General features: G+C 61.3%; 18 protein-coding genes and 1 riboswitch. Of the genes, 10 read left to right on the top strand and 8 right to left on the bottom strand.

Annotated elements, in window-relative coordinates:
• Nucleotides 1–40 precede the first annotated feature (40 nt).
• Nucleotides 41–1,057, top strand: coding sequence for an amino acid ABC transporter substrate-binding protein (locus ACYVIT_RS00910; RefSeq protein ID WP_415808164.1), 1,017 nt, complete (start codon nt 41–43; stop codon nt 1,055–1,057).
• Nucleotides 1,058–1,084: 27 nt separating this feature from the next.
• Here ACYVIT_RS00910 and ACYVIT_RS00905 read toward each other — a convergent pair whose 3' ends face one another.
• On the bottom strand, nt 1,085–1,609 hold the full coding sequence (locus tag ACYVIT_RS00905) for a hypothetical protein (RefSeq protein ID WP_415808165.1): 525 nt from the start codon (nt 1,607–1,609) through the stop codon (nt 1,085–1,087).
• A gap of 286 nt (nt 1,610–1,895) precedes the next feature.
• Here ACYVIT_RS00905 and ACYVIT_RS00900 point away from each other — a divergent pair, with 286 nt between their 5' ends.
• From ACYVIT_RS00900 to ACYVIT_RS00890, 3 genes are all read left to right on the top strand, one after another.
• Complete coding sequence (locus tag ACYVIT_RS00900) at nt 1,896–2,660, top strand: uracil-DNA glycosylase (RefSeq protein WP_415808178.1); 765 nt, start codon at nt 1,896–1,898, stop codon at nt 2,658–2,660.
• 275 nt (nt 2,661–2,935) lie between these two features.
• Complete coding sequence (locus tag ACYVIT_RS00895; protein WP_415808166.1) at nt 2,936–4,786, top strand: DEAD/DEAH box helicase; 1,851 nt, start codon at nt 2,936–2,938, stop codon at nt 4,784–4,786.
• A gap of 267 nt (nt 4,787–5,053) precedes the next feature.
• Nucleotides 5,054–6,250: a class I SAM-dependent methyltransferase gene (locus tag ACYVIT_RS00890; protein ID WP_415808167.1), complete on the top strand. Its 1,197-nt coding sequence runs from the start codon at nt 5,054–5,056 to the stop codon at nt 6,248–6,250.
• Nucleotides 6,251–6,360: 110 nt separating this feature from the next.
• Here the strand turns inward: ACYVIT_RS00890 and ACYVIT_RS00885 are convergent, their stop codons facing one another.
• Nucleotides 6,361–7,503: a CCA tRNA nucleotidyltransferase gene (locus tag ACYVIT_RS00885; protein WP_415808168.1), complete on the bottom strand. Its 1,143-nt coding sequence runs from the start codon at nt 7,501–7,503 to the stop codon at nt 6,361–6,363.
• Nucleotides 7,503–9,629, bottom strand: coding sequence for a lytic transglycosylase domain-containing protein (locus ACYVIT_RS00880; protein ID WP_415808169.1), 2,127 nt, complete (start codon nt 9,627–9,629; stop codon nt 7,503–7,505). The genes ACYVIT_RS00885 and ACYVIT_RS00880 overlap by 1 nt, the downstream gene beginning before the upstream one ends.
• A gap of 11 nt (nt 9,630–9,640) precedes the next feature.
• On the opposite strand from ACYVIT_RS00880, the gene ACYVIT_RS00875 reads away from it, so the two are divergent.
• The 5 genes from ACYVIT_RS00875 (at nt 9,641) to ACYVIT_RS00855 (ending at nt 14,763) form a co-directional block, all read left to right on the top strand.
• Nucleotides 9,641–10,321 (top strand): 5-formyltetrahydrofolate cyclo-ligase, encoded by a 681-nt coding sequence (locus ACYVIT_RS00875; RefSeq protein ID WP_415808170.1) that lies wholly within the window; start codon nt 9,641–9,643, stop codon nt 10,319–10,321.
• A gap of 235 nt (nt 10,322–10,556) precedes the next feature.
• Nucleotides 10,557–11,990, top strand: coding sequence for a circularly permuted type 2 ATP-grasp protein (locus ACYVIT_RS00870; protein WP_415808171.1), 1,434 nt, complete (start codon nt 10,557–10,559; stop codon nt 11,988–11,990).
• A 2-nt stretch (nt 11,991–11,992) separates the two neighbouring features.
• Nucleotides 11,993–12,934 (top strand): alpha-E domain-containing protein, encoded by a 942-nt coding sequence (locus ACYVIT_RS00865; RefSeq protein ID WP_415808172.1) that lies wholly within the window; start codon nt 11,993–11,995, stop codon nt 12,932–12,934.
• A gap of 14 nt (nt 12,935–12,948) precedes the next feature.
• Nucleotides 12,949–13,758, top strand: a complete 810-nt coding sequence (locus tag ACYVIT_RS00860; protein ID WP_415808173.1) for a transglutaminase family protein — start codon at nt 12,949–12,951, stop codon at nt 13,756–13,758.
• Nucleotides 13,759–13,899: 141 nt separating this feature from the next.
• Nucleotides 13,900–14,763, top strand: a complete 864-nt coding sequence (locus ACYVIT_RS00855; RefSeq protein ID WP_415808174.1) for a peptidase — start codon at nt 13,900–13,902, stop codon at nt 14,761–14,763.
• A 370-nt stretch (nt 14,764–15,133) separates the two neighbouring features.
• On the opposite strand, the gene metF is transcribed toward ACYVIT_RS00855, so the two are convergent.
• The 5 genes from metF to ACYVIT_RS00830 all read right to left on the bottom strand — a co-directional run bounded on the left by metF (nt 15,134) and on the right by ACYVIT_RS00830 (nt 20,293).
• Nucleotides 15,134–15,988 (bottom strand): methylenetetrahydrofolate reductase [NAD(P)H], encoded by an 855-nt coding sequence (gene metF / locus ACYVIT_RS00850; protein ID WP_415808927.1) that lies wholly within the window; start codon nt 15,986–15,988, stop codon nt 15,134–15,136.
• Nucleotides 15,989–16,015: 27 nt separating this feature from the next.
• The gene (locus ACYVIT_RS00845) at nt 16,016–16,351 is read right to left on the bottom strand and encodes a phage holin family protein (protein WP_094824185.1); all 336 of its coding nucleotides are present in this window, start codon (nt 16,349–16,351) and stop codon (nt 16,016–16,018) included.
• A gap of 165 nt (nt 16,352–16,516) precedes the next feature.
• Complete coding sequence (gene ahcY / locus ACYVIT_RS00840; RefSeq protein ID WP_415808929.1) at nt 16,517–17,920, bottom strand: adenosylhomocysteinase; 1,404 nt, start codon at nt 17,918–17,920, stop codon at nt 16,517–16,519.
• Nucleotides 17,921–18,017: 97 nt separating this feature from the next.
• Nucleotides 18,018–18,140: riboswitch (S-adenosyl-L-homocysteine riboswitch) on the bottom strand.
• Nucleotides 18,141–18,204: 64 nt separating this feature from the next.
• Nucleotides 18,205–19,275: a glycosyltransferase family 4 protein gene (locus ACYVIT_RS00835; protein ID WP_094824183.1), complete on the bottom strand. Its 1,071-nt coding sequence runs from the start codon at nt 19,273–19,275 to the stop codon at nt 18,205–18,207.
• Nucleotides 19,276–19,369: 94 nt separating this feature from the next.
• A complete protein-coding gene (locus tag ACYVIT_RS00830; protein WP_415808930.1) occupies nt 19,370–20,293 on the bottom strand; it encodes a LysR family transcriptional regulator in 924 nt (307 codons plus the stop codon).
• A 143-nt stretch (nt 20,294–20,436) separates the two neighbouring features.
• On the opposite strand from ACYVIT_RS00830, the gene ACYVIT_RS00825 reads away from it, so the two are divergent.
• Nucleotides 20,437–21,420: a Bug family tripartite tricarboxylate transporter substrate binding protein gene (locus tag ACYVIT_RS00825; RefSeq protein ID WP_415808931.1), complete on the top strand. Its 984-nt coding sequence runs from the start codon at nt 20,437–20,439 to the stop codon at nt 21,418–21,420.
• The last annotated feature ends 50 nt before the right edge of the window (nt 21,421–21,470 follow it).

The raw sequence follows: 21,470 nt of genomic DNA, 5'->3' as shown, positions 1-21,470 counted from the left end.
CCGCTTTGATCGTCGGCTTGGGTAGAGGGAGAAGCACACCATGAAGATCACGAAAGGCCTAATCGCTGCCGCTTTGTTGCTCGGCACGTTCGCTGGCGCACAAGCCGCCACACTGGATGTCGTCAAAAAACGCGGGGAAGTCCGCTGCGGCACCACCACAGGTTTTGCGGGTTTTTCTGCGCCCGATGCCAAAGGCGTCTGGCGCGGTCTGGACGTGGACCTGTGCCGCGCCGTCGCTGCCGCCGTCTTTGGGGATGCCAACAAATTCAAAGTTGTGCCGCTGAATTCGCAGCAACGCTTCACCGCGCTGCAATCGGGCGAAATCGATGTGTTGACACGCAACACGACCGTCACGCAACAGCGTGACACAGCACTTGGCCTGATTCATGCGGGCATCAATTTCTATGACGGCCAGGGCTTTCTTGTGCCCAAATCGCTGGGCGTGAAAAGCGCGACCGAGCTCAACGGCGCAACGATCTGCCTGCAGACGGGCACATCCAACGAAAACACCTTGGCCGACTGGGCACGTGCTCACAAGGTGGAATACAAACCGGTCGTCATCGAAACCTTCGACGAAGTCGTCAACGCCTTTGCCTCGGGCCGTTGCGATGTCTTCAGTACAGACGCCTCAGGCTTGGCTTCGATCCGGATTTCCAAACTGCAAAACCCGGATGATTATCTCGTCTTGCCGGAAATCATCTCGAAAGAGCCGCTCGGCCCCTTTGTGCGCCAGGGCGACGATCGCTGGCTGAACATTGTGCATTGGTCCTTGTCGGCGATGATCGAGGCAGAGGAATACGGCATTACCTCGGCAAATGTGGACGAGCAAACCAAAAGCACGAATCCCAATGTGCAACGCATTCTCGGTGTGACGCCGGGTGCAGGCGCCAACATGGGCCTGGATGACAAGTGGGCGTATCACATCATCAAACAGGTCGGCAATTACGGCGAAAGCTTCGATCGCAATGTTGGTGCGGGCAGCCCACTGAAAATTGCGCGCGGCTTGAACGCCCAATGGAATCAGGGCGGGTTGATGTACGCGCTGCCTATACGCTGACCGGCATAGGCGAATCGCAACGCGACGTCAGTTGATGCTGTAGCCCTTGCCCTTGAAACACGCGCCCATGGCGCGCGTGTAAGACTCAGCCGAGGCACTCGTGGTGTATTCGGTGATGTAGTCAGGATCGAGCCCGCTCTGGTTCATCGCCCAGTTTTGGCAGTCCAGGCGATCCTGCTGCTGCTGGGATTCGCTTTGCCCGTTAGCCGGATAAGCAACGACGTTCAGACTGGACGACGCCACGGTCACCCTGGGTGTCGAATAGGTCACCACAGGTGCTGGCGTCACATAGGCGACAGGCGGGGCGACATAGGCTCCGGGGGAGTAATACACGGGAGGCGAGGTATAGCTGACGCCGCTGTAGGCATAGCGAGGACCGCTGGTCAGCGCCAATGCCACGCCGGCCCCCAAAAGCGCGCCGCCAATCCACCAGCCCGAGCCGCCGTAATAACCACCGTGATAATGGCGGTACCCGCCGTGGGCAGAAACCTGCCCGCTGCATGCGGCCAGCGCAACGGCCAATGCCGCCGCACGCCAAAATCGGGACTTCATAGTTGTCTTTCCTGAAAAACAGCTCAGTCGCGACACGCATTCATGTCACCAAGCACCGAGCCGATACTGCGGTATAGCGGGTTTTACTTTACTCCCGTGCGAGAGGCCTGTCTCGCATCTGGGTGCGAGGAAACGCGGAAATGACTACAAGCTGTTTCCGTTGCGGCAAATACGGCCTGGCCGGATGCTGTCTCGGGCCTCATTTCGACCTACAGTCCGGGCACCCCAAGGGTCGCCCGGCTGGAAACCGCGGATGACTGACTCGGGCATGTGCCAAAATTCCACGATGGCACATGACAATCGCTTGCACAAAAACACGCTGGCTGCGCAGGCCAGCCACCTACCTGCTGCCTGGCAGACCGCTCTACAGGCTCCTGGGGTCGCTCAGGCGCTTTCCGGGATCATCGACCACGTCGAAGCACGCCTGGCTGCCGGCGCGGTGGTGTATCCGGCTACCCCTTTTCGCGCCCTGGACCATCTGGCGCCGGCCGACGTGCGAGTCGTGATTCTGGGTCAGGATCCCTATCACGGCCCGGGACAGGCTCAAGGGCTGGCGTTTTCTGTGCCCGACGACTGTAAACGCCCTCCCAGCCTGCGCAATATCTTTAACGAGATCGCCAAGGATTTCCCCGGCACCTCGTTGCCCCGCGGCAATGACCTGTCCCCCTGGGTGGACCAAGGGGTTCTGTTGTTGAACACCTCGCTGACCGTCGAAGACGGGCAACCCGCCTCGCACGCCAGGCGAGGATGGGAAACCGTGACAGACGCCCTGATCAGCCTGGTCGCACGGGACGTCGCTCCCAAGGCCTTTCTGCTCTGGGGCGCCCATGCGCAAGCCAAGCAATCGTTGCTGCCAAGCAACAGCAATCACCTGGTGTTGACGGCCAATCATCCCTCGCCGCTTTCCGCGCGCCGCCCTCCTGTTCCCTTTCTAGGATGCGGACATTTCGCCAAAGTGAACACGTGGCTCATTGATCAGGGAAAATCCCCTATTGACTGGGCAATAGAAAAAAACCAAGGGGGTGTACTCCAAGGGGAATTCAGGTTATAGTCGCGGCACTGCACAAAATTGTTCTGGCATTTCATACGCGTGTAATTGCGCGATTGGTATTCGCAGTCATAGTTTGTCGGGGAATGTTGCCCGACCTTATGCCGAACACCATCGATTCCTGACCTCCTTTCCTTCCGCCTCGCGTTTCAGAAAACGCGCCGTGCGCACGGTTGATCCGGTCGGCCCGATGCTCCATCAACCGTCGCCCGGATCTCGCCGCTATTTAATCTCGGCTATCCCGGCACATGCGCCGCTTTACGCGGCAAGGACAAGTAATGTCTTTTGAAACGCTGGGTCTCGCTCCTACTCTGTTGTCGGCCCTCCAAGAAGCCGGTTTCTCCGCCCCCACCCCTGTTCAAGCCGCCGCGATTCCTCAAGCGCTCGCCGGCCATGACCTGATGGTGTCCTCGCAAACGGGTAGCGGCAAGACCGCTGCCTTTATGCTGCCTGCGTTGAACCGCATTGCTGGCCAGCCCGGCAACAAGGGCGTAGGCGTGCAGGTATTGGTTCTGACACCTACCCGCGAACTGGCTCTGCAAGTCGCCGAAGCCACGGGCTCCTATGGCCGCAATCTGCCTGGCCTGCGTACCGCCACTGTAGTAGGCGGCATGCCCTATGGCGCCCAACTGAAAGCCCTGTCGCGTCGTGTCGACGTGCTGGTTGCCACGCCGGGCCGCTTGCTCGATCACCTGAAGGCCGGCCGCGTCAAGCTGAACACGGTCCACACGCTGGTGCTGGACGAAGCCGATCGCATGCTGGACATGGGCTTTATCGAGGACATCGAAACCATCGTCGCCCGCTTGCCCCAAGAACGCCAAACGTTGTTGTTCTCGGCGACGCTGGATGGCACCGTGGCCAAGCTGGCCGCAGCCATGATGCGTGAGCCTCAACGCATCGAAATCGCTGGCCAGAAAGACAAGCACACCAACATTACGCAAAGCCTGCTGTACGCCGACGACGCCAGCCACAAAATGCAATTGCTGGATCACGTCCTGCGCGATGCCAAACTGGATCAAGCCATCGTCTTTACCGCCACCAAGCGCGGCGCCGACGATCTGGCCGACCGCCTGGCCGACCAGGGCTTTGCCGCTGCAGCGCTGCACGGTGACATGAACCAGCGCCAACGCACACGCACGTTGACCCAGTTGCAACGCGGCCAATTGCGTATTCTGGTTGCAACCGACGTGGCAGCGCGCGGTATTGACGTGCAAGGCATCAGCCACGCCGTCAACTTCGATCTGCCGATGCAGGCCGAAGACTACGTGCACCGTATCGGCCGTACCGGCCGTGCCGGCCGCGATGGTCAGGCATTCACGCTGGCGACGCACTCCGAGCGCCACAAGGTCCGCCGCATCGAGCATTACATCGGCCAATCCATCACGCCGGAAACCATCGCCGGTCTGGAACCCAAGCGCACGCCGCGCCCCTTTACTGGCGGCGGCGCTGGCCGTGGCGGCAAACCCTTTGGCAAGCGCCCCGGCGGCTTCGGTGGTGGCGATCGCCCCTTCCGCGAAGGCCGTGGCAGCCACGGTGGCGCCCGTGCTGACGGTCCCCGTGAAGGCGGCTGGCGCGGTGGCGAGCATAAATCCCGCGAAGGCGGCGCCCGTGGCGAATTCCAACCGCGTGGCGAGTTCAAGCCCCGTGGCGATTTCCAGGCCCGCGGTGAATTCCAGCCCCGTGGTGAATTCAAACCCCGCGGCGAATTCCAGCCGCGCGGTGAGTTCAAGCCCCGTGGCGACTTCCAACCGCGTTCGAGCGGTCCGCGCGGTGAGTTCCAACCGCGTGAAGGCGGCTGGCGCGGCCGTGACGAGCGTCCCGCAGGCGCCCGTCCTGCCCGCTCGTTCGGTGATCGTCCGCAACGTAGTGACTGGCGTGCTGAACGCGATGCCCAACCGACCGCCGGTTTTGGCGACCGTCCGCAACGCGACGGCCAACGCGGTGAGTTCAAACCTCGTGGCGAGTTTCAAGCCCGTGGTGAATTCCGCCCCCGTGCCCACGCCGAAGGCGAATTCCGCGGCGCAGAGCGCCGTCCCAGCGGTTTTCGTCCCTCGTCCAAACCGTTCGCCCAACGCGACGGCGGCCCCGGCAAGCGCTTTGGCAAGCCCGCCGGCGCACGTCGCGACTAAGTTCACGACGACGTCCGCGACGGCATCCGTGACGTCGCTGGCGCGCATCAAGAAACGGCTCCTGTATTAGCTGCCGTTTCGTGATCGGCCTCCACACTGCCCGCCTCGCCGTTTCTGACGGCACGGTGGGCAGTGTCACATTCCGGCCCCGTACGCCGTGCGGATGCCCCCGACATGGGACAATCCGATAATCCCGCAGTCTTGCCACTGCGCCCCTTTCGTCCTTGGCATGGATGCCAAGGGTCCTCGGAGTAACGGATCACGTTCATGCATCGCCCGGCCTCTTCTTCCCTACCTGCACTGGACCCTGACAGCGCGCAGCACAGCGCACGCGCTGCTGCGCATTTGAGACGCGCCGTCGAGGCATCGGGCGGCTGGTTGCCGTTCGATCAATGGATGGCGCAAGCACTGTATGCGCCGGGCCTCGGGTATTACACAGCGGGGACGATCAAGCTCGCCTCTACCGCCGCCACGGATGCGCGCGGCATTCCCATCGCCCAAGGCGATTTTGTGACGGCCCCGGAACTCACGCCGCTGTTTGGCAACACGCTGGCCCGGCAAGTCGCTCAAATACTGAACGACACGGAGACCAGCACGGTGCTGGAGTTCGGTGCAGGAACTGGCGCGCTTGCCGACAGTGTCTTGAGCGAGCTCGATCGCATCGGCCTGCCCGCTCAATATCGCATCATCGAGGTATCTGCCGATCTGCGTGCACGCCAACAGACGCGCTTGGCACCATACGGTGACCGGGTCCAATGGCTGGACGCCTTGCCAGACAGTTTTTCGGGCTGTGTGTTGGCCAACGAAGTGCTCGACGCCATGCCGGTATCGCTCTTTTGCTGGAGCTCGGACGCCGCTGTACTGGAACGTGGCGTGGCCCTGGACGCCAATGGTGATTTCATCTGGCAAGACCGCCCCGCCAGCCTCGAACTTGCCCAAGCGGTCGCGGCTCGTATGCCGAGTCTGCCTGGGTATACCTCCGAGATCAACCTGCAAGCCGAGGCATGGATGCGCGCGATGGGCCGCTGGCTGGCGCATGGCGCTGCATTGCTGGTGGACTATGGCTTTCCACGCAATGAGTACTATCACCCGCAGCGGGCGGGCGGCACGCTGATGTGCCACTTGCACCATCACGCTCACGCGGATCCGTTGATTGCCCCTGGCGTGCAAGACATCACGGCACACGTTGACTTCACCGCCATGGCGGATGCAGCGCATGAGGCCGGTTTGCAAGTACTGGGCTATACCTCGCAGGCACGATTTCTGATGAACGGCGGACTGACGGAACTGCTGGCGCAATACGACCCTGCCGACGCGCGCAGTTATGCGCAGGCCATCGCCCCCGTACAAAAGCTGCTGAGCGAATCGGAGATGGGAGAATTGTTCAAAGTGCTGGCAGTGGGACGCGGCATCACAACACCGCTGCAAGGATTCAAGCGCGCGGATCGATTGGCTGCGCTTTGATATCGGCGCAATACACTGCGCGGCATCGCAGGCTCGGCGACGCCGCATCAATTCCTACGTCGATCGTGTGATCGACTCCAATCAAACTGAACGTGACGCCGGGCGTTCTGTTAATGGGACAAATCGATCAGCGCCTGCAAACGTGCAGCGCGAACCGCGCTCTTGATACGCTGCGGGTCTGCGGCACATTGCCGCGCAATGGCGCCTGCATCGACGGCACGGGCAGCGTCAAGCCGCAATCGCCACACCGCATCATCTCCGTCATGCACGATCGCAGCCGTCTGCAGCAATGCGATGAATCGCTCGGGCTTGCGCAGCGCATCGGTTTGCTCGATCAAACGCAATTGCGCATCCTCGTCTGCCGCGTCGAAACTGTCGAGCAATACCGGCAGCAATCGCGCCTGATCTGCGCACTCGGTGGGCACGCGCAGTCGCCGGCTCAGCGCATCACGTTCCGGGGTGAGACGGCACAACAAGGCATAACGCCCTGCCACCGCCAAGGGGGTTTGCGACGCGCGATCCAGATCGCTGCCCACGATGTCGATCTGCTGCAGTTCCGGCATGACGCGCGCCAGTGCATCCGACTGGGCCAAGACCTGCAACATGCGCGAAGGCGTCTTCGCCTGCAGGCCGCGCGAGAGCTCTTTCCAGACACGCTCGGCGACCAACGCGTCGGCCTCGCCGGCGGCGACCATGCGGCGGCATAAAGCCAGGGTCTCATCTGCGACCGCGAAATCGCCAAAGCGCGCGGCAAAACGCCCCAAGCGCAAGATCCGCACCGGATCCTCGGCAAACGCGTCACCGACATGCCGCAGCACACGGGCCTGAATATCATGCACCCCATTCAAAGGGTCATGCAGATGTCCATCCGGCGTGCAGGCAATCGCATTGACGGTCAGGTCGCGGCGTTGCAGGTCTTGTTCCAAGGTCACGTCGGCGCCGGTATAAAAGGTGAAACCCTTATAACCGCGCCCCGACTTGCGCTCGGTGCGCGCCAATGCGTATTCCTCTTTGGTGCGCGGGTGCAGGAAGACGGGGAAATCGCCACCCACCGGAGTGAACCCGCGGCGCGCCATGTCCTCCGGTGTTGCCCCGACGACCACCCAATCGCGGTCCCCGGCAGGCAGGCCCAGCAACGCATCACGCACGGCCCCGCCCACGATATACACCTGCAAGCCTGTCACAACAGGATCCGCAGCCAACCCTTGAACGGCGGCGGCCACGGACATGGCCGTCGAGCTCGCCGACGCCATCACTGCACCTCGGCGGTACGTACGGCGCTGGTTGGCTCGATGCGCCCTAAACGCGCTTTGAGCGACTGCGGTTGACCAGAAAACAGCGCGGCATAGTAGGTCGCGTTGGACAGCACGTGCTTGACATAGAGGCGCGTCTCCGTGAACGGAATCGTCTCTGCAAAAATGGCGCCCTCTACCGGGTGCGACAGGGTCGCGCGCCACGTTTTCGGTCGCCCCGGCCCGGCGTTATAGCCCGCGCTGGCGAGCACCTGTGAACCGTCCAGGCCATTAAGCACGATGCTCAGGTAGTTGGTGCCCAGCTTGGTGTTGGTATCGAAATCATTGACGCTGGACGGCGTGAAGTCCGCCATGCCGATCTGTCGGGCCACCCATTTGGCAGTGGCGGGCATCAATTGCATCAAGCCCGATGCACCGACATGCGAGCGCGCATTCATGACAAAACGCGATTCCTGGCGAATCAGGCCATATACCCAGGCAGGATCCAAGGCAATCGCATTCGCCTGGGCTGTCACTCGGCCCTCGAACGGTGCGATATAGCGTTGCGTAAAGTCGACTTCGTCCTGCGTCCGCTCGGAAGTGTTCACCACGCGATCGTAGATATCCTCGGCTCGCGCCAATTCTGCGGCAGCCAATAACTGCCGATCCGACATCCCGCGCAGGGCGAAATTCCACTCCCCAACTGCCTCCGAGCGCCATCCCAGGCGGAACAGATGTACTGCACGGCGCAAGCTGGCATTAGCGCGGGCCTCGTTCATTTCCGCATCGGTCACGGGAGCCGGCCGCGCTGGCACCGTAATGCTGCGGCCTAGCTCTTCCGAGGCCAATTGCCCATAAAAATGGTATTGGTCGGCGATGCTGGCGTAGGCGCGCTTGGCCTGCTCATGACGGCCGCGCGCCGCGTCGGCACGCGCTTTCCAGTACACCCATACGGGCTCTTCTTGTTGTGACTTGGGCAGGTGCTCGATCGAGTCCTCTACCCAGCGCCAATCGATTTTGGGCTGACGCAGCGCCGAACGCACGCGCCACGCGCCGTTGTATTCGGTCAGCGCAACGGTATTGCCGGCCTCGCGATACCAGCTATCGGCGCGGCTATCGAGATTCAGCGCCAGGATCAAGGCATATTGGCTACGGACCCAGGCCAAATCCGATTTGGCCAGATTGTTCGCCCACTCGCGGCGCAAATAGCTGTCGGCGACGTCTATGTCCTGCCGTGCAAGGCGCGCCAACGCAATGGCGGTCAACTCTTTTTCATTACGCCCTATTCGTTGATGATCTTGGCGGGTCAGCCACTTCATCGGGCTTTTGATCAGCGCATCGTAGGCTTTCTGATCTTTGGGCTCGAAGATGTAGGCGGCGAACTTGCGGGCATCGCCTGTCCGATTGGTCTCGATGGCCTCTCGAAGTTGCGGTTGGATTTCATCCCACCCCAGGACGCCGTCGGCGACCAACTGATCGTATAGGTTCCAGCAGTCCCTCCCCGGCTGGAACACGGCCAAGGCCTGTTTCGCCGTCGCACGCTGCCCGGTCATGTGACGGGCCTCCAACATGGCGCATTGTGTTTGCGAACCCGCATTCGGGATATCGCCCAAGTCACGGGCGGTTTCGAAATCGCCCCGGCGCGTCGCGGCCAAGATCCAGTTGCCGCGCAGACGTTCGCCTAGATAGGTATTGCTGTTTTCCTGCAAAAACCGCATCACATCGGTTTTGGGAAAAGCGCTGCTGGGCGCATTCCACACCTGATAGTTCAACAGCCAGAACTGGGGATAGTCGCCCAATACGTCGCCGCGCGCCTGTGGAACGGTCATGCCGAGCACCGACCACTGCTTGCGGTCGTTGGCGTCGCGCGCAGCAAGGACTGCCTGAAAGGCCGACGTCTGCGGCGTGGGAGGCAGCCCGGCCAGCTTTACTGCAGGGATGTGAATACTCGCCTGAGCCGGTTGGGCGCGACCCGCAGGCGTGCCATGCCCTTGTTGGGCATCCACGGACGAACACGCAACGGTGATCAAAGCCAGCGCCGGCAGCCAGCGGCTGGCGCGTCGATCGACGCGGCCCGGCATCCCGGCCCGACGGGACTCGGGAACCGCAGATTTCTGATAACGTCTTGATTCAAGCCACTGCCGCATCGCCGATCCGAATGAACACTCAAAATACTGCACAGAATAACGCAGTCGCGCTACGCGCGCGATTACGGCAAGCCCGTACCGACATTCCTGAGTCGCAACGCAGCCGCGGCGGCCTCCTCATGCGGGGGCGGTTGTTCACTTGGCTCAATGCGGTACGGGAACAATCGGCCAGACAGGGAACAAAGGCGCCCTCGACCGTTGCGGCCTTCTGGCCTCTGGCAGGTGAGCCGGATCTACGTCCATTGCTGCAACAATGGGCAGACGCCGGTATTGCCATCGCCTTGCCGGCGATCCGTGACAAAGACGCCCCGCTGGAGTTTCGTGCGTGGACACCTGGCGATACGCTGGAGTGCGGCCCCTTTAATGTCCAGGAGCCCTCAGCCGATCGGCCGGCGCTGCGTCCCGACGTCATCCTGGTCCCCACGCTCGGCTATACCGATCAAGCCGACCGCCTGGGCTATGGCGGCGGTTATTACGACCGGACGCTGGCCGACTTGCGGCAAACCGGCCATGAGTTCACCGCTATCGGCATTGCCTGGAACGAGGGGCTGCTGGACGAGGACTACCAGCCGGCCTCCCACGACGAACGTCTGGACGCCATTCTGACGCCCGATGGATGGCTGCCCGAGCCGCCACTGCTGGGACCGAGTGCGCCCTCCGGCGGCGTCGTGGGATCGTTTGTGCTGCGTTGAATTGGTGCACGCACCACCATGGTGCGTGAATTTACCTTAGGGGCAACCCTCTCACTCCTCCCATACCTCCTCTGCTACAAGGGAAAAGCACAGGCGCGGGCCGTATCAGGCCCGGTCAGATCTGGCACAAGGGTTGCTTATCAGTTTGATATGGCGCACGCACCCAGCGCCCCCTGTCGGGCCGCAGGCTCCATCCGGATCACGCGGCAGGCCCGCACAGGATACGGAGGAGCCCATGCTGCATGCACAACCCGCCCCGTCGGCGGCCTATGACGAAATGGTCGACGCCCAGGGCCTGGTACGCCCCCACTACGCGGGGTTTTCACAATGGCTGACTCAGGAATCCACCGACGCCATGGCGGCGCGGCAGATCGAGGCCGATCTCAGTTTCCGCCGCGTCGGCATCACGTTTTCCGTAGCCGGTGACGAGGCAGGCACCGAACGGCTGATCCCTTTCGATCTCATTCCCCGCATCATTCCCGCCGACGAATGGACCCATCTGTCGGCCGGCCTGACGCAACGCGTACGCGCCTTGAATATGTTCATCCGCGATATCTATCACGGTCATGACATCGTACGCGCGGGGATCGTGCCGGCCGAGCAGGTCTTTTTGAATGCGCAGTACCGCCCGGAAATGCAGGACGTGGACGTCGCCGAAGACATCTATTGCCACATTGCCGGCGTCGATATCGTGCGCGCTGGCGCTGGAGAGTTCTACGTCCTCGAAGACAACCTGCGTGTTCCCTCCGGCGTGTCGTACATGCTGGAAAACCGCAAAATGTCGATGCGGCTGATGCCCGAGGCCTTCAGCAGCCTCAAGGTCAAGCCCGTCGCGCATTATCCCGATCTGCTCCTGGACAACCTGCGCGAGGTCGCGCCACGCAGCAACGACGCCCCCACTGTCGTCGTGTTGACGCCGGGGATGTACAACTCGGCTTACTTTGAACACGCGTTCCTCGCACAACAAATGGGCGTGGAACTGGTCGAGGGTCAGGATCTCTTCGTAGACCAGAACACGGTGTACATGCGCACCACGCGAGGCCCGCGCCGTGTCGATGTCATCTACCGTCGAGTGGACGATGATTTTCTGGATCCCCTGTCGTTTCGCGCCGACTCGGCATTGGGCGTGCCGGGACTGCTCTCGGTCTACCGCGCCGGGCGCGTCACGTTGGCCAATGCCATCGGCACAGGTATTGCCGATGACAAATCCACGTACCAGTACGTGCCCGACATGATCCGGTTTTATCTGCAGGAAGAACCCATTCTGTCCAATGTCCCGACGTGGCGTTGTTCGCGGCCCGACGAACTGTCGCATGTCTTGACGCACATGCACGAGCTGGTCGTAAAGGAAGTGCATGGTGCAGGCGGCTACGGCATGCTGGTCGGCCCCACCTCGACACGCGCCCAGGTAGAGGCCTTTAAAGAACGCGTTCGCAGCCGCCCCAGCAACTACATCGCCCAGCCCACTCTGGCGCTATCGACGATTCCGACGTACGTGCAGTCTGGCGTCGCACCCCGACATGTTGACCTGCGTCCCTATGTACTGTGCGGCAAGGATATTCGCACTGTGCCCGGAGGCCTGTGCCGCGTCGCATTGACCGAAGGCTCGCTGGTCGTCAACAGCAGCCAAGGCGGCGGCACTAAAGACACTTGGGTACTGGGAGAATGACTATGCTGAGCCGTACCGCCGACAACTTGTTCTGGATGTGCCGCTATATCGAACGGGCCGAGAACACGGCCCGCATGTTGGACGTCAATTTGCAGATGTCGCTCATGCCCCAGGACGCTCACGCCCGCGACAGTCTATGGCGCGCCGTCTTGCGTATTTCCGAACTGCAGCACGACTACGACGCGCGTTATCCAGCGGTCACGCCGCTGGACGTGCTGCATTACCTCGTGCGCGAGCCGACGAATCAATCCTCTATCTATTCCTGCCTGCGTGCAGCTCGCGAAAATGCGCGTGCGGTGCGTGGCAGCCTGACGACCGAGGTCTGGGAAACGTACAACACGACGTGGCTGGAACTGCAGAAACACTTGCAGGCCCACTTGCCCGAACGCAATCCGGGCGAATTTTTTGAATGGGTGAAATTTCGTGCTCACTTGGTGCGTGGTGTCACCATCGGCACGATGCTGGATGACGAAGCGCTGCATTTCCTGCGATTGGGTATGCACCTGGAAAGAGCCGACAACACGGCGCGACTGTTGGATGTGAAGTTTCACGAAGAGCAAGAGGATCTCGCTGCGCGCAGCAGTGAGTTCTATCGCTGGGCATCGCTGCTGAGCTCGGTATCGGGCCTGGAGATCTATCGCAAGGTCTACCGCGACGTCATCACCCCTGATCGCGTTGCGGAATTGCTGATCCTGCGTCCCGATATGCCACGTTCGCTATTGGCCTCGGTTCAAGCATTGACGGAAGACCTGGCGCGCGTGACCAACCAACGCTCCGCCGAAACCGAGCGCCGTGCGGGCCTGTTGTATGCGGAACTGCGCTACGGGCGTATCGAGGACATTTTGCATAGCAGCCTGCACCGCTATCTGGAACGCTTTTTGGAGCGCATCAACGACTTGGGCAACCGTATCAGCCAAGACTTTCTCGTGCCGCTGGCGGCATAGCACCCGGAGCCCCCATGAAACATCTCATTCGACATGTCACTCAATATCGCTACACGGCACCGGTCAGCTACAGCATCCAGGCGTTGCGCCTGACACCGCGCCTGGACGATCATCAGCGTGCCGTGCGCTGGCGCATCGACGCCCCTGGCCCACTCGAACAGCAAGTCGACGCCTACGGCAACATCACACACATGCTGACCTTGTCCAACGCCCACGACAGCATTGATCTATGCGTCACCGGCCAGGTCGAAATCGACCCATTGCGTGATGGACGGCTGCATCCCGAAGAAAACCGTCTGCCCGTCCACGCCTTCTGCGTACCCACCTCATTGACGCAAAGCGATGACACCATTCAGGATTTCGTCCACGCAACGTTGCCTCAGGGTCTGCGTACCGCCGATGATGCGCTGAGGCTGGCCAGCGCCATTTGCGACCGCGTGGCGTACGAACCCGGCACGACGGACGTGACCACGGCCGCCAATCAGGTGCTGGCCCTGGGCCACGGTGTCTGCCAAGACCACGCTCATCTGTTCCTGGCCTGCGTACGCGGCATAGGCGTGCCCGCCCGCTATGTCAGCGGCTACCTGTACACCGAAGCCGAGCATGCAGCCAGCCATGCATGGGCCGATGTCTGGCTGGACGATATAGGTTGGACCAGTGTGGACATCACCAATCGCCAATTCGCCTCAGATTGCCATTGCCGGCTGGCCGTGGCACGGGACTACGATTCTGCCTCGCCCGTGCGCGGTGTCCGGCACGGTGGCGGCGAGGAGTCGATGACGGTGTCGGTACAGGTCCAGGCGGCTCGCCAACAGGCCCAGTAGCAAGGACTACGCGGCTGACCTGTTGCCGGTTAACGACTAAAGCATCAACAAAATAAAGGGGGACAAAACGAGCCTGACGCCGCGCCGCCAGACTCGTTCTTCTCCCCCTACAATACGCTAGCTGTTATTCACCGACTCACCATGACTTACTGTGTTGCCGCCCGCCTGGATTCGGGCCTGGTTTTTCTCTCCGATTCACGCACCAATGCGGGCGTGGACCAAGTCAGCATCGCCCGCAAGCTCAACGTATTCGAGCAGCCGGGCGATCGCGTCATGGTGTTGCTCACGTCGGGCAATCTGGCTATCAGCCAAGCCGTGGTGAATCTGTTGGCTCAGCTCGATAGCGACAGCCCGGATTCGCTCTGGTCGGCACCGGATATGTACGAGGCAGCCCGCCGCGTCGGCGAGGCTGTACGTCGTGTTCACGAACGTGATGCCGAGGCCTTGAGTGAGCATGGCGTCGATTTCAATATCAATCTGATTTTTGGCGGCCAGATCGGCGCTGAGCGCGGCCGGCTATTCCAGGTGTATTCCGCCGGCAATTTCATCGAAGCCAGCGCGGACTGTCCGTATGTGCAGATCGGCGAAGCCAAATACGGCAAGCCGATCCTCGACCGCGTCCTGCGCCCTGATACGCCGCTGGATGAGGCAGCGAAATGCGCGCTGATCTCTATGGATTCGACGTTGAGATCAAACATCTCTGTCGGCTTGCCGCTGGATCTGCTGGTCTACGAGACAGATACGCTGCGTGTGACGCATTTCACGCATATTGACGAAGACAACGAATACTTTCGGATGATACGCAAGACCTGGGGTGAACGGCTGCGTCAAGTGTTCACCGAGATCGACGATCCGACCTGGACGGATGCGGGGGCTTCAGGGTCATTGGCTGCGGCGGGTCGGCTGCATCAGCCGCATCGGTTGACGCCGAACGGAGTGGAGCCGAATAGTCCGGCGCCATTGCAGGTTGTCGCGCAGGATCCGGGGAAGTCGCAAGCGTCTTGAATGCGGGATTTGTGGACGTGATGTGGTGCGTCTACGTCGTGTGGTCGATGTCGATGCAGTATCTCTATTAAACCGTCCCGGCTGGCGGCCCAGGCTGCGCTGGCCCTATCGCCCGGTCTGGCCGCCTGCGCGGCCAGACTTCCCTTCACCTGCCTCGCCAGGCGGGGCGGCTGGGCAAACTCGCTCCGCTACGCTGCGCTCAAACATGCCCAGCCGACTGCCCCCCGCCTGACAAGGCAGGTTCGGCGGGCTCTACGGGCCAGCACAGCCTGGGCCGCCAGCCGGGACTCACAATGGTGGCATGCATAAATGGTGTGGATCACGAGCTGTGTGAAACATAGCCACAAGATAATGCGAGCAAACGCATGATCTAGCGCGCCGCAGTCAGGTCCAGCTCCCGCCAAATCCCCAACGCCGCCTCAGCTTGATTCAACGTATAGAAATGCAGGCCAGGCGCGCCGTTATCCAGCAAGGTCTGGCACAACTCACCCACTACATCTACGCCAAACGCCCGAATCGACGCCTTGTCGTCCCCGAACTCCGCCAACCGCAACCGTATCCAGCGCGGAATCTCGGCACCGCACATTTCGGAGAAACGTACCAGTTGCGTATGGTTGGTAATCGGCATGATCCCCGGCACGATGGGAATCGTGACGCCTTTGGCCTGAGCTCGATCGACAAAGTCAAAATACGCGTCGGAATTGAAGAAATACTGCGTGATCGCCGCGTCCGCCCCGGCGTTGACCTTGGCCACGAAGTGATTCAAGTCTGCCTGCGGACTCGCCGCCTGCGGATGCATTTCCGGATACGCAGCGACTTCGATGTGAAACGCATCGCCCGTTTCTGCACGGATAAAGGCGACCAGGTCGGCTGCATAACGCAATTCGCCAGCGTCGCCCCCCATGCCGGAAGGCAGATCCCCACGCAATGCCACCAGCCGCCGCACGCCTTGCTCGCGATAGGCCGAGAGAATCCCTCTCAGGTCATCACGCGTAGCTCCAATGCAGGACAAATGCGGCGCCGCATCGCATCCCAGGTTCTGCAGCATGCGTACGGTGTCGGCCGTGCCGGCGCGCGTTGATCCGCCCGCCCCGAACGTCACGCTGACGTAGCGAGGCTGAATCGCCAACAATTGCTTGGCCGCGCGTACCAACCGCTCTTGGGCGGCGATATCGCGCGGGGGGAAAAACTCCAGGCTCAGGGCCGCAGTGGAAGATCCGGTCATTAGAGAATCAAAGAGGGGAAATCGGAATCAGGGAATCAGCCGCGAAAGCAGGCCGGAAATGATGCTGTACAAAATGGCGCCCCCCACGGCCCACCAGAACCCATTGACCTGAAAGCCTCGCAAAATCGAGCCAGCCAGCCAGAACAACAGGGCATTGAGCACCAGCAGAAACAGGCCCAACGTGACGATCGTGATCGGCAACGTCAATAGCACCAACACCGGTTTGACCAGCATGTTCAGCAAACCCAACACCAGCGCGGCAACGAGCGCCGAGCCGAAACTGGCCACTGTGATGCCTGGCAACAGATACGCCACTATCAACAGGGCCACCGCGTTCAATAGCCAAACTAAGATCAAAGTCATCGTCCTCTCTCCGATAAGGCGCCCACAGGTAGGCGAAATCCGCCGCGCCCGGGGGCGCAGCGATACAGCAAGCCTGGCATAACCCGTTGCAGCGACGCTGCCCATCAGGGTAGCGCCGTGCGGTCTATGCACAGGCCTTAAGCATCCACCTATTGTGCTACAGGATCAATAGCGATAGTGCTCGGGCTTGAAGGGGCCCTCGACCGGCACATTGATGTAATCGGCCTGATCCTGACGCAACGTCGTCAGCTTCACGCCCAGTTTCTTCAGGTGCAGGCGAGCGACCTTCTCGTCCAGTTGCTTGGGCAGCACATACACTTGGCCGCGCTCATACGCGTCGTTACGCGTGAACAATTCGATCTGTGCGATGGTCTGGTTCGCAAACGAGGACGACATCACGAACGAAGGATGGCCCGTGGCGCAGCCCAGGTTCACCAGACGCCCCTTGGCCAACAGAATGATGCGCTTGCCGTCAGGGAACACGATGTGATCGACCTGCGGCTTGATTTCTTCCCATTGCAGGCCTTCCACCGAAGCGACGTCGATTTCGTTGTCGAAGTGGCCGATGTTGCACAAGATGGCCTGGTCTTTCATGGCATCCATGTGTGCGCGCGTGATGACGTGATAGTTGCCCGTGGCCGTCACGAAGATATCTGCCAGCGGAGCGGCTTCTTCCATGGTGACGACTTTGAAGCCCTCCATCGCAGCCTGCAGGGCGCAGATGGGGTCGACCTCGGTCACCCAGACTTGGGCGCGCAAGGCGGCCAGCGCCTGCGCGCAACCCTTGCCCACATCGCCATAGCCGGCGACCACGGCGATCTTGCCGGCGACCATCACATCGGTCGCGCGCTTGATCCCGTCGACCAGCGATTCACGGCAGCCATACAGGTTGTCGAATTTGGACTTGGTGACCGAGTCATTGACGTTGATGGCGGCAAATGCCAACTCGCCTTTTTGCGACATCTGGTACAGACGATGCACACCAGTGGTGGTTTCTTCGGTCACGCCCTTGATTTCGGCCAAGCGGGTGGAATACCACTTGGGATCGCGTTCCAGCGTCGCCTTGATGGACGCGAACAACACGCGCTCTTCTTCGCTGCCCGGCTTGGCCAGGACCGAGATATCTTTCTCGGCACGTGCGCCCAGGTGCAACAACAGCGTGGCATCGCCGCCGTCATCCAGGATCATGTTGGCATGACGGCCTTCGGGCCATTCGAAAATGCGGTGCGTGTATTGCCAGTATTCTTCCAGGGTCTCGCCCTTGACGGCGAACACCGGCGTACCGGTCGCGGCGATCGCGGCGGCAGCGTGGTCCTGGGTCGAGAAAATGTTGCACGATGCCCAGCGGACTTCGGCGCCCAGCGCCACCAGCGTTTCGATCAGCACGCCGGTCTGGATGGTCATGTGCAGGCTGCCGGCAATGCGTGCGCCCTTGAGCGGCTGGCTGGCGGCGAATTCTTCGCGGATGGCCATCAGGCCTGGCATTTCAGTTTCGGCGATCGCCAGTTCGCGGCGGCCCCAGCCGGCCAGCGCAATATCGGCAACGAGGAAATCGGGGGTGGTAGTCATGTGGTGAGTGCTCCTAGATATCAACGGCAGTGCTTGTCGCAGGCAACCGTACGGAACACCCAATCATGAAAAAGGCGCCCGCCTTTGCCTGCTGCGACAAAGGTGAGCGCCGTTGCTGGACGCCGCCTGGGCGACGTCTGGTGAGATTCCTGAGCCTGGCAACCCGCCTGGCCGCCCCGACAGGGACAAACCGGGGATCGTCGCAGCGCTCCTCAGGACTGAGACGAATTGTACCGGGTGCAACGAGGGATGCAACCAAGCGGCGAAAAAGCGGCAGAGCCGCCCTACACCTGCGGGGTCAGTGAGTTGGTTGCCGCCGAATTTGCCGAGATGGGCCACGCAGCCTCGCCCGCCGGCGTCAAAGGCACCAATGCCTGCAGCAGATCCTGCGCGATCTTTTCCCAGGTACGCTTCAATGCCCCCTCGCGTACACCCGTACGGTCCAGTTCCAGCGCCTGGCGGCACGCCATTGCCAGGTCGTCATTCACGAACCCCGTGGCGCCGGCATCGATCACCGCCAGCGGCGCTTCGGTATGGAATGCGGCAACAGGGGTACCGCAGGCCATGGATTCCAGCATTACCAGGCCAAACGTGTCTGTCAGGCTGGGGAATACGAAGACGTCGGCCGACGAGTAGTAAGCCGGGAGTTTCGCATCGGGCTGCATGCCCAGGAAGCGGACGTTGGGATAGGCTTTGCGCAGCCGAGCCTCATCGGGTCCCGTGCCGACCACCACCTTGCTGCCTGGCAGATCCAGCGACAGGAACGCATCCAGATTCTTTTCACGAGCCACGCGGCCCACGTTCAGGAAAATCGGCCGCGGCAGATCCTCGAACGCATCTCGCTTGCCCGGACGAAAATGCGCGGCGTCCACGCCGCGCGACCATACCCGCAGGTTTGCCAACCCACGAGCCGCCACAATATCGCGTACGGTGGGCGTCGGCACCAGCACGCAAGCCGATGGGCGATGAAACCAGCGCATGAATCGCCAAGGCAGCGATGCGGGAATGCCCATCCGTGCCTGCAGATAATCCGGAAACAGCGTGTGAAACGACGTAGTGAACCGCCACCCTTTGCGCAAGGCCATGCGCCTTGCCGCCAGGCCCAGCGGCCCCTCAGTAGCGATGTGCAAAGCATCAGGCACGGTATCACCAAGGATGCGCCGCAATTGCCGGCCCGGCGTCAGACAAAGGCGCAACTCGGGCTCGGACGGCGCGGGCACCGAGGGGGCGCCATTGGGATTGACCACGATCAATTCGTGTCCCCATTGCGTCAGCAGGCGCTGCATGGTGGTCCAGGTGCGGACTACGCCATTGACCTGCGGAGGCCAGGCGTCAGTAACCAAAACGATACGCATAGGTATCCCCAGCGCGAAAGTCATCGATCCCGCGATTTAGCCTGCTGAATGTGACACGTCAAAGACAGAAATATGACGACTGCAAGACGAGGACTTACCACACGTCCCGGTCGCTGCCAGGCGGCCGGACATGGCCGGCGAAACGCTGCACCAGAAAATCCACGAACGCCACGGTCTTGGCGGGCAGATTCAGCTGTTCCGGATATAAGGCATGGATGTCGGCCGGCGGCGTATGCCAGTCGGACAAGACCTGCCGCAATCGTCCTGAACGCAGATACGCCGCGGTCTCCCATTCGGATCGCATGACGATACCGTGGCCATCCAAAGCCCATTGCAGCGCGCTCTCGCCGTCGTTCGAACTCAGCGGACCGCGCACTTTGACGGTTTCCACACGCTGTCCGCTGCGCAGGTGCCACGTACCATAGGCCACGTCATTTTCGCGTACCACGATGCAACGGTGACGCGACAGATCGCCTGGCGCACGCGGCTCGCCCGCTGTCTGTAAATAACGGGGCGACGCACAGAGCAGCCGCCGGTTCGACGCAATCTTGCGCGCGGTGAGCCGGGCATCGGGGATGTCGCCAAAACGCACAGCGACATCAAAACCCTCGTCCAACAGGTTGACGGGACGATCCGTCAAACGCATCTGGACCTCGACCTCGGGAAACGCGCGCGAAAAATCAGACACCGCCGGCACGATGTGGGCGCGGCCGAACCCAAAGGTGGCATTCAATCTGAGCAGCCCCCGGGGCTGGGCCTGGCCGCTGGCGATGTTGCGCTCCAGTGCCTCCAGGTCAGCCAGGATGCGGTTGCCTTCGGCCAGATAGCGCTCGCCCTCGTGCGTGACGGTAACCCGTCTGGTGGTGCGGTTGAGCAGCCGCACGCCCAGCCGGCGTTCCAGATTGGCCAGCCGAGTGCTCACGGCTGGCGGCGTCAAGCCGAGCTCGCGTGCCGCTGCCGATAAATTGCCGTGTTTCACCAACAGTGAAAAAAACGCCAAGTCAGAGATGGCATTCATAGGCGTCTGAGCCAGTCCATTATTAAATTATTTTAAATAACGGTTTATTTATTTATTAATTATAAGAACAAACTTGGCCTATACACTGGCTGCACAACATCAAACCACAGCCGTGCCATGTTCGCGGCCCCAAGGAGACATCCATGACGTCATTGCTTTCCCGACAGATCTTCTGCGCCGTCGTATCAGCCGCGGGCTGTATCGTTGCGACATCCGCCTCGGCACAGACGTTCCCTGAACGCGCCATTACGCTGGTTGCGCCATTCGCACCCGGAGGCAGCGTCGACATCACTGCACGTTTGATCGCGGATGCCTGGGCCAAGCAGTTGGGGCAAAGCGTGGTGGTGGAAAACCGCGCAGGCGCGTCCGGCAATATCGGCATGGCGGCCGTGGCACGCGCACAACCCGATGGCTACACGCTCGCCATCAACACGATGTCGTTGGCGATCAATCCGTCGCTATTCAAGAACATGCCTTTCGATACGCTGAAGGATCTGCGGTCGGTAGGCACGATCGCGACGTCGCAGCATGTGCTGACGGTGACCAATAGTCTGCCGGTCAACAACGTCGCCGAGCTGCTGGCGTACGTTCGCGCGCGGCCCGACAATGCCTTGAGCTTTGGCTCGGCCGGAACCGGCAGCACTTTCCACATGGCGGCAGAGCTATTCAAGTCCGTCTCCAAAACGCAAATCCTGCACGTGCCCTATAAAGGCGGCGGCCCCGCCATGCTGGACACGATCAGCGGCCAAGTGCAGATGAGCTTTCCCGTGCTGTCGGCCGCAAAACCGCAGGTTGATGGCGGCAAGCTCAAGCCTCTGGGCGTGACGGGAAAGACCCGATCTCCGCTCTTGCCCAATGTGCCGACCATCGCCGAATCGGGGCTGCCTGATTACGAATTCAACACGTGGTTTGTGATCAGTGCGCCAGCGGGCACACCCCAGGCGGTGGTGGACACGCTGAATGCCAAGCTGGGCGATGCGTTGCGTTCACCAGAGGTGATCGAACGCATGAAAAAAGAAGGCTTTGAGCCATTGATCTCCACCCCGAGCCAAACCGACGACATGGTTGCTGCCGAGATGAAGCGTTGGGCCGGTGTCATCCAGGCCGCCGGCATCGAACCCAACTAAGGAACCTTTGGTGCTTTGACACGCGATTGGCCGTGTATTGTTGTATGCCT

It is taken from the genome of Bordetella muralis (assembly GCF_054781015.1).
Note: the sequence above shows the minus strand (reverse complement) of the source record. Positions and strands in the feature narration are given on the sequence as shown.

Excerpts from the sequence above, each read along its gene's own strand:
- ACYVIT_RS00910 (WP_415808164.1), top strand. The coding sequence starts at position 41 with ATGAAGATCACGAAAGGCCTAATCGCTGCCGCTTTGTTGCTCGGCACG.
- ACYVIT_RS00905 (WP_415808165.1), bottom strand. The coding sequence starts at position 1,609 with ATGAAGTCCCGATTTTGGCGTGCGGCGGCATTGGCCGTTGCGCTGGCC.
- ACYVIT_RS00900 (WP_415808178.1), top strand. The coding sequence starts at position 1,896 with ATGGCACATGACAATCGCTTGCACAAAAACACGCTGGCTGCGCAGGCC.
- ACYVIT_RS00895 (WP_415808166.1), top strand. The coding sequence starts at position 2,936 with ATGTCTTTTGAAACGCTGGGTCTCGCTCCTACTCTGTTGTCGGCCCTC.
- ACYVIT_RS00890 (WP_415808167.1), top strand. The coding sequence starts at position 5,054 with ATGCATCGCCCGGCCTCTTCTTCCCTACCTGCACTGGACCCTGACAGC.
- ACYVIT_RS00885 (WP_415808168.1), bottom strand. The coding sequence starts at position 7,503 with ATGGCGTCGGCGAGCTCGACGGCCATGTCCGTGGCCGCCGCCGTTCAA.
- ACYVIT_RS00880 (WP_415808169.1), bottom strand. The coding sequence starts at position 9,629 with ATGCGGCAGTGGCTTGAATCAAGACGTTATCAGAAATCTGCGGTTCCC.
- ACYVIT_RS00875 (WP_415808170.1), top strand. The coding sequence starts at position 9,641 with ATGAACACTCAAAATACTGCACAGAATAACGCAGTCGCGCTACGCGCG.
- ACYVIT_RS00870 (WP_415808171.1), top strand. The coding sequence starts at position 10,557 with ATGCTGCATGCACAACCCGCCCCGTCGGCGGCCTATGACGAAATGGTC.
- ACYVIT_RS00865 (WP_415808172.1), top strand. The coding sequence starts at position 11,993 with ATGCTGAGCCGTACCGCCGACAACTTGTTCTGGATGTGCCGCTATATC.
- ACYVIT_RS00860 (WP_415808173.1), top strand. The coding sequence starts at position 12,949 with ATGAAACATCTCATTCGACATGTCACTCAATATCGCTACACGGCACCG.
- ACYVIT_RS00855 (WP_415808174.1), top strand. The coding sequence starts at position 13,900 with ATGACTTACTGTGTTGCCGCCCGCCTGGATTCGGGCCTGGTTTTTCTC.
- metF (WP_415808927.1), bottom strand. The coding sequence starts at position 15,988 with ATGACCGGATCTTCCACTGCGGCCCTGAGCCTGGAGTTTTTCCCCCCG.
- ACYVIT_RS00845 (WP_094824185.1), bottom strand. The coding sequence starts at position 16,351 with ATGACTTTGATCTTAGTTTGGCTATTGAACGCGGTGGCCCTGTTGATA.
- ahcY (WP_415808929.1), bottom strand. The coding sequence starts at position 17,920 with ATGACTACCACCCCCGATTTCCTCGTTGCCGATATTGCGCTGGCCGGC.
- ACYVIT_RS00835 (WP_094824183.1), bottom strand. The coding sequence starts at position 19,275 with ATGCGTATCGTTTTGGTTACTGACGCCTGGCCTCCGCAGGTCAATGGC.
- ACYVIT_RS00830 (WP_415808930.1), bottom strand. The coding sequence starts at position 20,293 with ATGAATGCCATCTCTGACTTGGCGTTTTTTTCACTGTTGGTGAAACAC.
- ACYVIT_RS00825 (WP_415808931.1), top strand. The coding sequence starts at position 20,437 with ATGACGTCATTGCTTTCCCGACAGATCTTCTGCGCCGTCGTATCAGCC.